Origin of the sequence: Actinomadura sp. NPDC000929, from assembly GCF_040492065.1 — a bacterium.
GTDB classification, from domain to species: Bacteria; Actinomycetota; Actinomycetes; order Streptosporangiales; family Streptosporangiaceae; genus Spirillospora; species Spirillospora verrucosospora.
In genome coordinates, this window is the sequence record NZ_JBEUPA010000179.1 from 1 (window position 1) to 15,055 (window position 15,055).

General features: G+C 76.6%; 16 protein-coding genes. 7 read left to right on the forward strand and 9 right to left on the reverse strand.

The annotated features are described in order from the left end of the window. The first annotated feature begins 137 nt into the window (after positions 1 to 137). Positions 138 to 1,214, forward strand: coding sequence for an NAD-dependent epimerase/dehydratase family protein (locus ABWI04_RS37270; RefSeq protein WP_353835323.1), 1,077 nt, complete (start codon positions 138 to 140; stop codon positions 1,212 to 1,214). 121 nt (positions 1,215 to 1,335) lie between these two features. After that, positions 1,336 to 1,587: a hypothetical protein gene (locus tag ABWI04_RS37275; protein WP_345187244.1), complete on the forward strand. Its 252-nt coding sequence runs from the start codon at positions 1,336 to 1,338 to the stop codon at positions 1,585 to 1,587. 48 nt (positions 1,588 to 1,635) lie between these two features. Here ABWI04_RS37275 and ABWI04_RS37280 read toward each other — a convergent pair whose 3' ends face one another. From ABWI04_RS37280 to ABWI04_RS37295, 4 genes are all read right to left on the reverse strand, one after another. Then, positions 1,636 to 1,929, reverse strand: coding sequence for a CDGSH iron-sulfur domain-containing protein (locus ABWI04_RS37280; protein WP_353835324.1), 294 nt, complete (start codon positions 1,927 to 1,929; stop codon positions 1,636 to 1,638). Then, on the reverse strand, positions 1,904 to 2,605 hold the full coding sequence (locus tag ABWI04_RS37285) for a HemK2/MTQ2 family protein methyltransferase (RefSeq protein ID WP_353835325.1): 702 nt from the start codon (positions 2,603 to 2,605) through the stop codon (positions 1,904 to 1,906). Before ABWI04_RS37285 ends, ABWI04_RS37280 begins: the two co-directional genes overlap by 26 nt. Positions 2,606 to 2,619: 14 nt before the next feature. Further along, positions 2,620 to 3,738, reverse strand: a complete 1,119-nt coding sequence (locus tag ABWI04_RS37290; protein WP_353835326.1) for an iron-containing redox enzyme family protein — start codon at positions 3,736 to 3,738, stop codon at positions 2,620 to 2,622. Positions 3,739 to 3,925: 187 nt separating this feature from the next. Then, positions 3,926 to 5,218: a carboxylate-amine ligase gene (locus ABWI04_RS37295; protein ID WP_353835327.1), complete on the reverse strand. Its 1,293-nt coding sequence runs from the start codon at positions 5,216 to 5,218 to the stop codon at positions 3,926 to 3,928. Positions 5,219 to 5,398: 180 nt separating this feature from the next. On the opposite strand from ABWI04_RS37295, the gene ABWI04_RS37300 reads away from it, so the two are divergent. Both ABWI04_RS37300 and ABWI04_RS37305 read left to right on the forward strand, forming a co-directional pair. Then, positions 5,399 to 5,992, forward strand: a complete 594-nt coding sequence (locus ABWI04_RS37300; protein ID WP_345187235.1) for a cysteine hydrolase family protein — start codon at positions 5,399 to 5,401, stop codon at positions 5,990 to 5,992. 7 nt (positions 5,993 to 5,999) lie between these two features. Further along, positions 6,000 to 6,971, forward strand: coding sequence for a GlxA family transcriptional regulator (locus ABWI04_RS37305; RefSeq protein WP_345187233.1), 972 nt, complete (start codon positions 6,000 to 6,002; stop codon positions 6,969 to 6,971). 36 nt (positions 6,972 to 7,007) lie between these two features. On the opposite strand, the gene ABWI04_RS37310 is transcribed toward ABWI04_RS37305, so the two are convergent. Beyond that, complete coding sequence (locus ABWI04_RS37310; protein WP_345187230.1) at positions 7,008 to 7,784, reverse strand: sulfite exporter TauE/SafE family protein; 777 nt, start codon at positions 7,782 to 7,784, stop codon at positions 7,008 to 7,010. Positions 7,785 to 7,957: 173 nt separating this feature from the next. Between ABWI04_RS37310 and ABWI04_RS37315 the strand changes: the two genes are divergently transcribed. Beyond that, a complete protein-coding gene (locus tag ABWI04_RS37315) occupies positions 7,958 to 8,749 on the forward strand; it encodes an alpha/beta fold hydrolase (RefSeq protein ID WP_345187228.1) in 792 nt (263 codons plus the stop codon). 15 nt (positions 8,750 to 8,764) lie between these two features. Here the strand turns inward: ABWI04_RS37315 and ABWI04_RS37320 are convergent, their stop codons facing one another. Together ABWI04_RS37320 and ABWI04_RS37325 are read right to left on the reverse strand one after the other, a co-directional pair. Beyond that, complete coding sequence (locus ABWI04_RS37320) at positions 8,765 to 9,388, reverse strand: IMPACT family protein (protein WP_345187225.1); 624 nt, start codon at positions 9,386 to 9,388, stop codon at positions 8,765 to 8,767. 57 nt (positions 9,389 to 9,445) lie between these two features. Then, positions 9,446 to 10,225: an HAD-IIA family hydrolase gene (locus tag ABWI04_RS37325; RefSeq protein WP_345187223.1), complete on the reverse strand. Its 780-nt coding sequence runs from the start codon at positions 10,223 to 10,225 to the stop codon at positions 9,446 to 9,448. Positions 10,226 to 10,410: 185 nt separating this feature from the next. On the opposite strand from ABWI04_RS37325, the gene ABWI04_RS37330 reads away from it, so the two are divergent. After that, a complete protein-coding gene (locus ABWI04_RS37330; RefSeq protein ID WP_345187218.1) occupies positions 10,411 to 12,186 on the forward strand; it encodes a class I adenylate-forming enzyme family protein in 1,776 nt (591 codons plus the stop codon). A 4-nt stretch (positions 12,187 to 12,190) separates the two neighbouring features. Continuing rightward, positions 12,191 to 12,613 (forward strand): RidA family protein, encoded by a 423-nt coding sequence (locus ABWI04_RS37335; RefSeq protein WP_345187215.1) that lies wholly within the window; start codon positions 12,191 to 12,193, stop codon positions 12,611 to 12,613. Between the two features lie 82 nt (positions 12,614 to 12,695). Here ABWI04_RS37335 and ABWI04_RS37340 read toward each other — a convergent pair whose 3' ends face one another. Next, positions 12,696 to 13,271, reverse strand: a complete 576-nt coding sequence (locus ABWI04_RS37340; RefSeq protein WP_345187213.1) for a TerD family protein — start codon at positions 13,269 to 13,271, stop codon at positions 12,696 to 12,698. A gap of 142 nt (positions 13,272 to 13,413) precedes the next feature. Continuing rightward, positions 13,414 to 15,055, reverse strand: a 1,642-nt coding sequence (locus tag ABWI04_RS37345; protein WP_353835328.1) for an acyl-CoA dehydrogenase family protein, incomplete at its 5' end; no start/stop codon positions are given.

Here is a 15,055-nt window from a genome sequence, read left to right on the forward strand (position 1 = left end):
CCGGCCGCGGGCCCCGGGCGCGGGCCCGGGGCCGGGGCCGGCGGCGCGGCGGGCATACATCGGCGCGGGACGGGAATGGGGCCGTCCACCTGCGGGGACGATCCCGCGGGCGAACCGCCGACGAGGGGGAGATCGCCATGCGCGTCGTCGTCACCGGCGCCACGGGCAACATCGGGACCAGCACCGTCCGCGCGCTCGCCGAGGACCCGGCCGTCACCGAGATCACCGGACTGGCCCGCCGCGACCCCGGCCCCGGGGCCGCCCGCGAGGCCGACCCCGTCGGGACCGGCAAGCTGCGCTGGGCCGAGGCCGACGTCACCGACACCGACCTGGTCCCCCTGATGCGCGGCGCCGACGTCGTCATCCATCTGGCCTGGCTGTTCCAGCCCACCCACCGGCCCGCGGTGACCTGGGACGCCAACGCCGTCGGCAGCGCCCGGGTGTTCGACGCCGCCGCCCGCGCGGGCGTGCCCGCGCTGGTGTACTCCTCCTCGGTCGGGGCGTACTCCCCCGGTCCCAAGGACCGCGCGGTCGACGAGTCCTGGCCCACCCACGGGTGGCCCGAGGCCGCCTACAGCCGCGAGAAGGCCTACGTCGAACGGCTCCTGGACGCCTTCGAGACCGCCAACCCCGACTGCCGCGTCGTGCGGCTGCGGCCCGGGTTCGTCTTCGAACGGCAGAGCGCCAGCGAGCAGCGCCGCCTGTTCGCCGGGCCGCTGCTGCCCGGCCGCCTGGCCCGCCCCGACCTCATCCCGGTCGTGCCGGACCTGCCCGGCCTGCGGCTGCAGGTCCTGCACTCCGCCGACGCCGGGCAGGCGTTCCGGCTCGCCGCCACCGGCGAGGCCCGCGGCGCCTTCAACCTCGCCGCCGAACCCGCCCTGGACGCCGCCGAGCTCGCCGACCTGCTCGGCGCCCGGATCGTGCGGCTGCCCGCGCGGGGCGTGCGGGCCGCGCTCGCCGCCGCCTGGAACCTGCACCTGGTGCCCGCCTCCCCCGCACTGCTCGACCTGGCCCTGCAGATCCCGCTCATGGACACCGCCCGGGCCCGCGACGAGCTCGGCTGGACGCCCCGCCACAGCGCCCGCGAGGCGATCACCGAGTTCCTGGAAGGGCTGCGCACCGGCGCCGGCCGCGACACCCCGCCACTGGCCCACGACACCGGCGGGCGGCTGCGCGGACGCGAGTTCGCCACCGGAGTCGGCCGCAAGCCCTGACCGCACCCACGCCGACTCCGCCACCACGCACCAGACGGCCACCACCCACCACGACCGGCGGCGCGGTCCGGCCCCACGGCCCGGCCCCGCTCCGCCGCCCAACCGATCCGGAGGTCACCCGATGCCGACGATCACAAGCGAGCACCTGCACACCCTGCTGGCCTCCACCGACCGCGGCGCCGCGCTCGTCGTCGTCGGCGGCCGCGCCGCCGTCGTCCCGGCCGACCCGAGCCGCGGCGACGGCCCCGAGGACGCCATGGTGATCACCACCCGGGACGCCGTCATCGCCGAACTCGACACCGGCGCCAACGAGGAGCAGATCGAGGCCCTCGCCCAGCGGCTGGACACCGCCCTGGACAGCCTCGGCGGCTGACCCCCACCCGGCGGCAACGTCGCGGCGGGGGCCGGCCGCCGTCCGGGATCAGTCGCGGCTGCGCCGGCGATGGCTGGTGTCGCAGAACGGGTACGCGCGGCTGCGGCGGCACGCGCACAGCGCCACCAGCCACCGGTCCGACACCGCCGTCGACCCGTCCTCCATCACGATCTCCACCGGGCCCTCCACCAGCACGGGGCCGCCCGGCACCATCCGCACCCGCCGCCGCTCCCGGCCGCCCGGCGTCGCTCCGTCCGGGCCTTCGGCACCGTTCGCGGGCACCGGCCGCGACTCCGGCCGGGTCTCGGGCCGAGTCTCAGGCCGCCCGCTGGTCGCGCTCATCGGCCGCCTCCTCCTCCATCCGGTCCGCGCGCACCACCACCAGGTCCTCGTGCCGCTGCCCCTCCACCAGCAGGCCGCGCGCCCGCAGCCCGTCCGCGCGGCGCCGCATCACCGGCCCGAACGGCTCGCGGTGCCGCGCCACCACCGACGCCCGCATCCCCGCGCGGCGCAGCCCCACCAGCGTGGCCGCCACCCCGTTCAGCGCCGAGTGCACCACCAGCAGCGTCCCCGACGGCGACAGATGCCGGGGGGCCTGCGCGCAGATCCGGTCCAGCAGAATCCGGCCGTCCGGGCCCGCCTCCCACGCCCGCGCCCGGCCCCGCACCGACGCCGGGTCGACCTCCCCGGCCACGTACGGGGGGTTCGCGACGATCACGTCGAACTCCTGCCCGGCGACCGGCGCGAACATGTCCCCGCGCAGCACCCGCACCGGCAGCCCCCGCATCCGCGCGTTCACCCGCGCCGCCAACACCGCCTGCGACGAGGCGTCCACCGCGACGACCTCGCAGCCCGCCTGCGCAGCGGCCAGCGCCACCGCGCCGGTCCCCGTGCCGAGCTCCAGGACCCGTGCCCCCGGCGGCGCCCCCGCCCGCGACAGCGACCTCAGCAGCGCCCGCGTCAGCAGCGAGGTGTCGGCCTGCGGCCGGTACACGCCCGGCGGCCTGAAAAGCATCATCCCGCCCCTCCCCTTCACCCGGCCGCCGGCGCGGCCGCCGGCACGTCACTCACCACACCGGCCCCGGCGCCGGGGCCCGCATCGCCCACCGCATCGCCCACCGTGTCGGCGAGCGGGCGCCGCAGCGCCGAACGGCCCGCCCGCCAGCTCCCCAGCAGATGGCCGCCCAACCGGTCCTCCAGCAGGCCCGTCGCGCGCACGCCCAGCACCACGTCCCCGGCCAGGCCCGGCTCGGCCTCCAGCAGCCCGCCGATCACCTCGTGGCGCAGCACCTGCTCGTGGACGGCGTCGGCCTCGATGTGCTCGGTGTGGAACAGCACGGCGCGCGGACCGGCGCCCAGCCGCTCCAGCGCCCGCGCCATCCGCCGCGCCGACGGCGCCGTGGTGATCTCCGCCGCCGCGAAATGCCCCACCAGCGCGGCCCGCAGCGACCGGTGCAGCCCGAACAGCGACATCATGTTCACCGTCGCCAGCATCTCCGCGGGCGCCGCGTCCACGTACGCGCCGTAGGACGGGTCCAGCCCCAGGTCGTCCAGCAGATCGGCGTACAGGCCCTGGTGCGTCATCCGCGCGCGGCCGCCGCCGAACTCGTCGTTCTCCACCGCCGCCAGCGCCGCCTTGGCCCGCCCCCGCAGCCGCGGGATCACCCACGCGTGCGGATCGGCCTCCTTCAGGTGGTACACCGACCGCAGCGCCGCGTACTCGCGCATCTGCCCCCAGGTGCCCTCGTCGCGCAGATGGTGGGACACGCCGCGCGCGTCCACCGGCTCCACCAGGAGCTCCTCAAGCGCCCCCTGCACGTCCCCGGCCGCTTCCGGGCCGGTCGCCCGCCACACGTCGCGGCGCAGCGCCGCCAGGAACACCGCCTCCATCGCCCCGCGCAGCCGCAGCAGCCCCGGATCCCACTCCCAGTCCGGGTCCACGCCCGCGAACCCCTGGTAGTGCAGCTCGTAGCAGGTGTGCAGCGCCAGCTGCAGATCCTCCCCGTAGGGGTCGCAGGACCGCGCCTCGGCGACCAGCCCGCCGATCCCGCACGGCCCAGGCGGGTCGTCGCGAAGCGGGCTCGGGTGCGGGCCCGAGGCCAGGACGTCCGCCACGGCCCGCGACAGCGGCCCGCGCGGCTCCGGCAGCACCGGGGCCCGGTCCGCGCGCGCCCGGACGGAACCGAGCGAACCCCCGAATCCGAAGCCGGACGCAGGGCCCGACCCGGGAGCCGATGCAGGGCCTGACGCGGGGGCCTGCCCGCGTCCGGTCCCCGGGCGGGGCTCGGGACCGCGAGAGGGCGGTCGGTCCTGGTGAACGGTCATGTGTCCTCCGTCGTCAAGGGGCGTCCGGCTCCGGTACCCGCTCACCCGCGTCCCATACGCCCGGTTTCTCCCCAGGAGTCTCGTCGGGCGGCTCCCCCGCCCCCTCGGCGGGCCCGCCCGCCACGTCCGGCCCTGCGTCCGAGCCGGCACCGAGGCCGGCCTCCAGGCCGGTGTCCAGGTCGCCGGACTCGGTCTGGCGGACCAGCATGTCCACCACCGCGCGCGGCCCGCCCCGCCGGGCCGCCCGGCGCTGCCGGTCCGCTCCCGTCCCCGCGCGGCGCACGCCCTCCACCAGCCTGGACACCGCGTCCAGGTCGCCGGCCTCCTCCAGCGCCGGGGCCGCGCGGGCGACGAGTCCGTCCAGCAGCCGCCGCACCGGGACAGCACGGTGCGACACCGGGTCCACCATCGCGCCGTCCAGACCGTGCCGGGCCGCGTTCCACAGCGCCGCCGCGCACACCTGCCCGTCCACCCGCGGCGCCTCGCGGCCCGCCGCCAGATCCGCCAGCGCGGCGGCCACCAGGCCCCGCACCAGCGCGGCCTGCAGCACCGCCTCGTCCGCCGTCGCCGCCGCGTCCCCCGCCCGCACCTCCACCGTCGGCCACCGCGGCGACGGCCGCGCCAGCCAGAACGTCATCGCCCCGTCCACCAGCGCGCCCGACTCCACCAGCGCCGCGACCCGCGCGTCGTAGTCGGCCGCCGACGCCGACCACGGCGGCACGCCCGCCCCCGGGAACCGCGCCATCTCCATCATCCGGCGCGCCGCGTAGCGGGTGGGGCGCCCGCGGTCGAACGGCGAGTTGGCCGCCAGCGCCACCAGCACCGGCAGCCACGGCCGCAGATGGTTCACCACCGCCACCGCCGCCTCCCGGTCCGGGACGCCGACGTGCACATGGCAGCCGCACGCCTGGTAGTCCTCGACCACGTCGCCGTAGGCGGACACGATCGCGGCGAACCGCTCGCCCCGCGCCGCCGGCGGCGGGCGGCCGCCCAGCACCGGCGTCCCCGCCGCCACCAGCAGCGCGCCGCGCTCCCGCGCCGCCTCCGCCAGCCGCGCCCGCCCGTACCGCAGCTGCGCGCGCAGGCCCGCCAGGTCGTGGCACACCCCCGTGACCGCCTCCACCTGCGACCCCAGCAACTCGGTGTGGAACGACCCACCCGAGGCCCGCCACCGGTGCGGCCCGGCCCATTCCAGGACGTCCTCGGCGTGCCCGACGCACTCCCCCGACCCCGGGTCCACCAGCAGGAACTCCTCCTCCACCCCGAGACTGACCCCCGGCGCGTGCCCCCCGACGCCTCCGCCCATGCCGAGTCCCCCTCACTCGTACAGACCCCCTCACCTCGGGGGATTCCCGCCCAGAACGTCCCCTCCCTCCCCCGCCCGAGATCCTTTACGCCGCCGCCGTCCGCCGTGCTGACCGGATCGTTCCGCTTCCCGTCGCGATGACGCCTGTCGGGCGCCGCCGCGCCCGGCCAGGATCGACCCATGAACCGAGCGCTCCTCGTCATCGACGTCCAAGAGTCCTTCCGCCGCCGCCCCAACTGGGCGGCGGTCTCGGCGCCCGACATCGCCGCCCGCGCCGCGCGCCTGGCCGCCGCCGCCCGCGCCGCGGGCGACCTGGTCGTGTGGATCCTGCACGCCGAACCCGGCACCGGGAACCCCTTCGACCCCGCGCTCGGCCACGTGCGCCTCATGGACGGCCTGGCGCCCGAGCCCGGCGAGCCCGTCATGACCAAGACCTCCCGCAACGCCTTCACCACCACCGGCCTGCAGCAGCTGCTCACCGAACGCGGCGTCGGCGAGGTCACCGTCTGCGGCATCCAGACCGAGCAGTGCTGCGAGACCACCGCACGCCTGGCCGCCGACCTCGGCTACCGCGTCGCCTTCGTCACCGACGCCACCGCCACCTTCCCCATCGAGCACCGCGACGCCCCGCCCGGCCGCCCCCTGGCCGAGATCCTCGCCGACCCCGCCACCCTGCCCACCGACCAGATCATCGCCCGCACCGAGTACGCCCTGGCCGGACGGTTCGCCGCGATCGCCTCGCTCGACGACCTCGCACCCGCCCCGGTAGGCTGACCGGATCGTGACCTGCGTCGTCTTCCTGCTCGTCCCCGGCCTGCACCTGCTCGACCTGGCCGGGCCCGCCCAGGTGTTCGGCACCGCCGCCGACGCCGGCCTGCCCTACCGGCTCGCCTACGTCGCCGACCGCACCGCCCCCGGGGACGAGCCGGAGACCGCGCCCCCCTCCGCCGCCGCGCCCGCGACCGTGCCCGCGACCGTGCCCACCGCGCAGGGCGTCGCCCTCCAGGCCCCCACCGCATGGCCCGACCTCACCGCGGCCGACATCGTCCTGGTCCCCGGATGGCGCTGGGGCGACGGCGAACCCCACGCCCCGCCCGTCTCCGCCCGCGCCGCCCGCCGCCTGGCCGCCCACCACGCCGCGGGCGGCACCGTCGCCAGCGTCTGCGCCGGAGCCTTCGCCCTCGCCCACGCCGGACTGCTGGACGGGCGCCGCTGCACCACCCACCACGAGCTCCAGGACGCCCTGGCCCGCCGCCACCCGCGCGCCACCGTCGTGCGCGACGTGCTGTACGTCACCGACGGCCGCGTCGTCACCTCCGCCGGCATCGCCTCCGGCATCGACCTCGCCCTGCACCTGGTCGCCTCCCGGCACGGCCCCGGCGCCGCCGCCCGCACCGCCCGCGCCATGGTCGTGTACGCGCGCCGCAACGGCGACGAACCCCAGGCCAGCGCCCTGCTGCGGCACCGCGCCCACGTCAGCGACGCCGTCCACCGCGCCCAGGACCACATCGACGCCCACTACGCCGGCCCCCTGCCCCTGCACGTCCTGGCCGCCGAGGCCGGCGTCAGCGAACGCACCCTCACCCGCCGCTTCACCGCCGCCACCGGCCTGACCCCGCTGCGCTACCAGCAGGAACTGCGGCTCGAACGCGCCGAGCACCTCATCGGGCAGGGCGCCACCACCGACGCCGCCGCCCGCGCCGTCGGATTCACCGACGCCCGCATGCTCCGCCGCCTGCGCGCCCGCACCTGACCGGCACCCGCCCGCCCGCGCCGCCCGCGAGGCGGCTCAGCCGCGCAGCGCCACGTACGGGGCCAGCGCCAGCAGGCTCACCACCAGCGCCCCCTTCAGCGCCCCCGCCGGCACCGCCCGGGCGATCACCCACCCCGCCAGGACCCCCGCCAGCTCCGGGACGCCCACCAGCGCCGCCAGCGGCCAGTCGACCGCGCCCGCCGCGAGGTACCCGACCGTCCCGGCACCGGCGATCACCACCGACTGGGCCTGCGCCGCGGCCAGCGCCGACAGCACCGGCACCCCCAGCGCCACCAGCAGCGGCACGCACAGCATCGGACCCCCGACCCCGAACATCGCGCCCGCCGCCGCCACCCCCGCACCCGCAGCCGCGGTCACCGCCCGCCCCGGACCGTCCGCCGCAGGCCCCCGGCTGCCGGGACGCCGCACCAGCACCAGCACCGCCGTCACCGCAACCAGCGCCCCCAGCAGCACGCCGAACGCCCGCCCCGTCACCAGCCCGTTCAGCAGCACCCCCACCGGCGCCCCGACCACCGCGCCCCCGCACAGCAGCACCGCCGCCCGACGCGCCTCCGGCTCGCGCAGCTGCCCCGACCGCGTGTACACCGCCGTGCCCAGCACGCCCGTCGCGACGTTGGTGACCAGCGCCGTGCCCGCCACCTGCGCCGGCGACAGCGGCGTCAACGCGAACAGCCCCGCGGTGACCAGCACCCCGCCCGGCCCGACCGCCGTGATCCCGATCCCCGCCGCGACCGCCAGCAGCACCAGCCCCGCCACCACGCCCGGCCCCAGCCCCGCGACCGCCCCCGTCACCGGCCCTCCCGCCGCCCGGTGCACGGCCCCCCGTCCCGCGGCGGCGGCGCTCCGCGCAACGCGCTGAGCCGGTGTGAGATACCCATTCTCGACATTGTGCGAGATCCTGCCCGCCGGTCAACGACCACGCGCAGCGGACCGCGCAAAGGCGGCCACCTGGGAAGGAACCCTTCATGGACATCACGCACTCCAAGGACGGCACCCGCATCGCCATCGACCGGACCGGCGAGGGGCCCGCCCTGATCCATGTCGGCGGCGCCCTCAACGACCGCGGCTCCGGCGCGGCGCTCGCCGGGCTGCTGGCCCCGCACCGCACTGTCCTCACCTACGACCGCCGGGGGCGCGGCGACAGCGGCGACGCCCCGCCCTACGCCGTCGAACGCGAGATCGAGGACCTGGCCGCCGTCATCGAGGCCGCCGGCGGGTCCGCCGCGGTGTACGGGATGTCGTCCGGCGCCGTCCTGGCGCTGCGCGCCGCCGCGCACGGCCTGCCCATCACCCGGCTCGCGCTGTTCGAGCCGCCCTTCAACCCCGCCCACGACGACCGCCTCACCCGCGCCCGCGCCTACAACACCGAGCTGACCGGCATGCTCGCCGACGGGCGCCCCGGGGACGCCCTCGCCCTGTTCATGACCGCCGTCGGCATGCCGGAGGATATGGTCCGCCAGATGCGGGGCGCGCCGATGTGGCCCGCGCTGGAGGCACTCGCGTCCACCCTCGCCTACGACTCGGCGGTCATGGACGACGCCGCCACGGGCGCCGAGCTGCCGCACGACCTGCTCGCGGGCGTCTCCGTCCCGGCCCTGGTGCTGGACGGCGGCGACAGCCCCGCCTGGATGCGCGACATCGCGCGCCGCACCGCCGCGCTCCTGCCCGCCGGGACGCACCGCACCCTGGACGGCCAGACCCACGACGTCGACCCCGCCGCGCTCGCCCCGGCCCTGGAGGAGTTCCTCGCCGCCTGAGCCGCCCGGGCCCGGTCAGGGGACGGGCACCTCGACGTGGCCGGGCGCGCCGCGCCTCGTCCGGGCGCGCCCGGCGGTGACCTCGGCGGCCCACGCCTCGAACGCCTCCAGGTCCGGGACGGGCACCGCCACGTCGGCCTGCACGTCCGTCCCGTAGCGGACGTCGCCGGGCTGGTGGCCGCGGGCGTGCAGGTCGCCCAGGAACCGCCCCGCCAGCGCGTGGTCCACGCCGACGGTGACCGTCACCACCGGGCGCAGCTCCACGACCCCGACGGCGTCCAGGGCGCCGGCGACCGCCTGCCCGTAGGCGCGCGCCAGACCGCCCGCGCCGAGCTTCACTCCGCCGAAGTGGCGGGTGACGACGGCGGCGGTGCCGGTCAGCCCGCGCCGCACCAGCACCTCCAGCATCGGGATCCCCGCCGTCCCGGCCGGCTCGCCGTCGTCGCCGCTCTTGGTGATCTCGCCGCGCTCGCCGACGACGTAGGCGGTGCAGTTGTGGGTGGCGTCGCGGTGCGCGCGCCGGTGCCCGGCGATGAACGCCGTCGCCTCCGCCTCGTCGGCGACGCGGGCGAGCGTGCAGACGAACCGGGACCTGCGAACCTCCAGCTCCGCCGAGCCGCCCTGTCTGATCGTGCGCATGGCGCCTGCGAGTCTACGTTCCCGCCCGGCCGCGCCGCGGCCGGGCGCGGACGCGGGTCAGACCAGCTCGATGAGGTCGGCGATGGACGCCACGACGCGGTGCGGGCGGAACGGGAACCGGGCGATCTCGTCCTTGCGGGTGACGCCCGTCAGCACCAGGATCGTCTCCAGCCCGGCCTCGACACCGGCGACGATGTCGGTGTCCATCCGGTCGCCGATCATCGCGGTGCTCTCGCTGTGCCCGCCGACCACGTTCAGCGCCGTGCGCATCATCAGCGGGTTCGGCTTGCCGACGAAGTAGGGCTCCACGCCCGTCGCCCGGGTGATCATCGCGGCGACGGCGCCGCACGCCGGCAGCGAGCCCTCCGGGGACGGGCCGATCGGGTCGGGGTTGGTCGCCACGAACCGGGCGCCGCCCTCGATCAGCCGGATCGCGCGGGTGATCTGGGAGAAGCTGTAGGTGCGGGTCTCGCCGAGCACCACGTAGTCGGGGTCGATGTCGGTGAGGACGAAGTCCGCCTCGTGCAGCGCCGTCGTCAGGCCCGCCTCCCCGATCACGTAGGCCGACCCCTCGGGCCGCTGGTCGGCCAGGAACCGGGCGGTGGCCAGCGCCGAGGTCCAGATCGCCTCGGGCGGGACGACCAGCCCGGCCGCCGCCAGGCGGGCCGACAGGTCCCGCCGGGTGTAGATCGAGTTGTTGGTCAGGATGAGGAACGGCTTTCCGGACGCCGCCAGGCGGCGGACGAACTCCTCCGCGCCGGGGACGGGACGGCCCTCGTGCACCAGGACGCCGTCCATGTCCGACAACCAGTACTCGATCGGCTTGCGCTCGGTCATGCCCCCATTGTCGCAGGCAGGGATCTTCCTCGGGACCGTCGGCCCGGACCGGTCTCCTCCGGGCCCGCGGCGCCGGGGCGTTGACCTGTGTGTGACGCGGACCATACATTTTCGGACACGGCGCACCGAATCGTGTTCGGCGGACGGGCCGCCCGGCGGTGCGCCCACCCCGCGGGAGGCGCGACGTGCAGAGCCGGGACGTGCAGAGCCGGGACGTGCAGGACACCGGGCGGCCGCTGGCGGGCGTCGCCGAGGTCAGGGCGGCGATGACGGCGCCGGGGCAGCCGTTCGAGATGGCCGAGACGCGGATCCGCGGCGTGCGGACCCGCGTGTGGAAGAACGCCCCGCCCACCCTGCGCGACGTCCTGGAGATCTCCCGCCTCCACGGCGACAAGGACTTCCTGGTCTACGGGGACGACCGGCTCACCTTCGCCGAGCACCACGCGCGGGCGGCCGCGTTCGCGCGGGCGCTCGCCGACCGGTACGGGATCGCCAAGGGCGACCGGGTCGCGATCGCCATGCGCAACTACCCCGAGTGGTCGGTGGCGTTCTTCGGCGCCGCCGTCGCCGGGGCCGTCGTGGTCCCGCTCAACGCCTGGTGGAGCGCCGCGGAGCTGGAGTACGGGCTGGCCGACAGCGGCGCCAAGGTCCTGGTCGCCGACACCGAGCGCGCCGAGCGGCTCGCCGGCGTGCTGCCGGACCTGGGCGTGGCGTGCCTGGTCGCGCGCGCGGACGGCGCCCTGCCCCCGGGAGCGGAGGCGTTCGAGGACGCCGCCGGCGTCCCGGGCACCGCGGCGTCCTCCGAAACGTCCCCGCCCGAGGCCCCCCTGCCCGACGTCCCTCTCGACCCCGAGGACGAGGCGACGATCTTCTACACCTCCGGCACCACCGGCCGGCCCAAGGGCGCCCTCGGCACGCACCGCAACATCGCCGGCAACCCCGTCAGCCTCGCCTACGGGGTCATGTCGGCGGGCGTGCGCGCCGGCCGCACGGTCGAGGAGCTCGCGGCGCCGCAGCCGCGCGTGACGCTGCTGAGCGTCCCGTTCTTCCACGCCACCGGCTGCCACTCGGTGCTGGTGTCCAGCGCCCTGCAGGGCGGCACGGTGGTGCTGATGTACAAGTGGGACGTCCGCAGGGCGCTGGAGCTGATCGAGCGGGAGCGGGTCACCGGGTTCGGCGGCGTGCCGACGATGGCCTGGCAGGTCCTGACCTCCCCCGACTTCGCCGAGTTCGACACCTCCAGCCTCACCGGCGTCAGCTACGGCGGCGCGCCGGCCGCGCCCGCCCTCGTCGACAAGATCAGGGAGCGGCTGCCCGAGCGGATGCCCGGCAACGGCTACGGCCTCACCGAGACCTCCTCGGTCACCACCTACAACGGCGGCGTGAACTACCTGGAGCGACCCGACAGCGTCGGCCCGCCCGTCGCGGTCTGCGACGTCAAGGTCGTGGGGCCCGCCGGGGAGGAGCTGCCGGCCGGCGAGGTCGGCGAGCTGCTCATCAAGGGGCCCAACGTCATCAAGGGCTACTGGAACAGGCCCGAGGCGACCGCGGCCGCGTTCACGGACGGCTGGTTCCACAGCGGCGACCTGGCCCGCCTGGACGACGACGGGTTCGTCTACATCGTCGACCGCGCCAAGGACATGCTGATCCGCGGCGGGGAGAACATCTACTGCGCCGAGGTCGAGGCCGCCCTCTACGAGCATCCCGCCGTCGCCGACTGCGCCGTGATCGGCGTCCCGCACCAGGTGCTCGGCGAGGAGGTCGGCGCGGTCGTCGTGCCGCGCCCCGGCGCGGCGGTGTCCGAGCGCGACCTGCGGGAGTTCCTGGGCGGGCGGATCGCCGCGTTCAAGGTGCCCGCGCACGTGTGGTTCCGCGAGCAGGGACTGCCCCGCAACCCCGGCGGCAAGATCCTCAAGACGCGGCTGCGCGAGGAGCTGCTCGGCCGCCCCCCGGTATCGTGATCTTGTGAGGAGCGACGAACCCGGCCCCGCCCACCGCCAGATCGACGCGCCGGGCCTGGCGCCCGGGCCCGGATACAGCCACGCCGTGTCCGTCGACGTGCCCGGCCGGCTCGTGGTGATCAGCGGCCAGATCGCGCTGGACTCGGCGGGGAACCTGGTCGGCCCCGGCGACCTGGAGGCCCAGACCCGGCAGGTGTTCGCCAACCTGGAGACCGCGCTCACCGCCGCCGGCGCCCGCTGGGAGCACGTCGTGCGGCTCGGCTACTTCCTGCGCGACGCCGGCGGCGCCCCGGTCGTGCGGGCCGTGCGCGCCGAGTTCGTCCCCGAGGGCGTCGCGCCCGCCGCGTCGCTGGTCGAGGTGTCGCGCCTGGTCCGCGACGACCTGCTGGTGGAGATCGAGGCCCTCGCCGTCGTCCCCGCCGGCTGACGGGCGCGCACGCGGGCGCCGGCCCCGGACGCGCGACGGGGCGCCCCCGGCCATGGGGGCGCCCCGTCCACGTGCGCTGAGGTCAGACGTTCACCCCGAAGTCGGACGCGATGCCCGACAGGCCCGAGGCGTAGCCCTGGCCCACCGCGCGGAACTTCCACTCGGCGCCGTTGCGGTACAGCTCGCCGAACACCATCGCGGTCTCGGTCGAGGCGTCCTCCGACAGGTCGTAGCGCGCGATCTCGCTGTTGTCGGCCTGGTTCACCACGCGGATGAAGGCGTTGCGGACCTGCCCGAAGCTCTGCTGGCGCTTGTCGGCGTCGTAGATCGAGACCGGGAACACGATCTTGGCGATCTCGGCGGGGACGGCGCTCAGGTTCACCTTGATCGCCTCGTCGTCGCCCTCGCCCTCACCGGTGAGGTTGTCGCCGGTGTGCTCGACCGAACCGTCGGGGCTCTTGAGGTTGTTGAAGAACACGAAGTGCTGGTCCGACAGGACCTTGTTCTCCGCCGAGCACAGCAGGGCGCTGGCGTCCAGGTCGAAGTCGGTGCCGGTCGTGGTCCGCACGTCCCACCCCAGACCAACCACGACGGCGGTCAGTCCGGGGGCCTCCTTGGTCAGCGAGACGTTGCCGCCCTTGCTCAGACTGACTCCCACTGTGTCTACCTCCGTATCGGCTGCGGGTGCCACCACCCGCGTGCGGTATGTCTAACGAGAACGGTAGCCACCTTGCGCCGGTTCCCCCGCCTCCTTGGCGAATTCGCGGCGTGGCGTGCCGTTTCTTCCCGGATGTGCCCCTTCAGGCCAGGAACGCGGCGGGCGCGGTGACCGGGGCGGGCAGGTCGAACGCGGCGGCCAGCTCCGCCGCGCGGGGCGCCAGCTCGTCGCAGGCGCGGCGCCGCGCGGCCCCCAGCTCGTCCAGGATCCCCGGCGGGACGACCCCCTCGTTGAGCAGGACGGCGGCGCGGCGTTCCAGCCGGTCCAGCGCGTGCAGGCGCAGGACGGGCCCGAGCGCCCGCGGCCCGGCGCCGGCGGCCGCGGCGAGGATCTCCAGGATGATCCGGTCGGCGCAGGCGGTGGCAGTCCGCTCCGCCAGCGCCAGGTTGCCGTTCCAGGCGGTGAAGGCGTCCTGCCCGTCGCGCAGGGCGGCCTGGACCCGTCCGGCGAGCCGGTCGCGCAGGCGGCGCTCGGCGTCGCGCGCCAGGAACAGCCACACGCGCGGGGAGTCCAGGTCGCCGTCGTCGGGCGGCCCGGGCTCGGGTTCGGGCGGGACGTAGCGGTCGCGGTCGGCCATCGCGCGCGCGGTGTCGTAGAGGATGAGCTGGTTGTCGCCGCCGGCGTTCTGGTAGGCGTGCGTCAGGCCCCGGTAGGCGTTGAGGCGCTCGACGGCCGCGAACCCGGGGGCGCCGCTGTGCACCCGGCACGCCGACACCGTCTCCTGCGCCTGGACGGTCGCGGCGGCCTTCAGAAGCGCCAGGTCCCGGTCGACCGCCGACCACGGCGCCCACGCGGTCGCCGGCCCCCCGGCCTCGCCCGCGTCCCCCGCCTCGGCCGCCGGGTGGCCCGGAGGCCGCGGGGTGGTGACGTGGGCGGCGACGGCGGTGAGGGCGTAGGCGGACGCCAGCGCCCCCAGCACCGCCTCCTGCTGGTTGCGGTAGTCGGTCAGGGGGCGGCGCGGCGCCAGCCGGCCGAGGGTGGAGCGGCCCGCCGAGTGGGCCAGCAGCATCCCGGCGGCCGCCCGGGAGATCGCGGCGGAGGCCGACACGACCGCCCGCCACACCGGCGGGGCGATGCCCATCGAGCGGGTGAGCCGCGCGGCCGCGGGCCCGTGCGGGTCGTGGAAGTCCCCGTCGGGCCCGATGGCCGCGCCGTCGCGCAGCCACGCCCCGTAGGGGACGCGGACGTCCTCCAGCAGGACGGCGGCGTAGTCGATCTGCAGCCCGGTGGTCTCGGGCGCCGGGACGATCCGCACGCCGGGCGGGGCGGCGCCGTCGGGTCCGCGCAGCGGCACGGCGAACACGAACACGCCGCGCTCCTGGCCGCCGTGGACGAGGGTGGCGTAGACGGCGGCGGTCTTGGGCAGGTCGGGATGGGCGGTGTTGGTGGGGAACTTGGCGGCCTGCGCGTCGGGGGTGCTGAGGACGAACCCGCCCGTGGCGGGGTCGTGGCGGGCGACGGTACGGGGCGACAGATGGCTGTTGCTGCGTCCCACCTCGGTCATCAGCAGCGTGCCGAACGAGTCCATCGACTCCAGGGAATCGCGCAGCGGCCGCGTCTCCTCCTGCCCGGCGCCGAACCGCAGGACCGGGCCGAGCGCGAGCGTGTAGTGCAGCAGCATCATGTGGAACAGCGGAGGGTCGGCGATCGCGGCGCGCTCCAGCAGCGCGCACAGGGCCGGCGGGTCGGCCAGCAGCTCGCCGGCGGGCGGCGCGGCCAGCCCG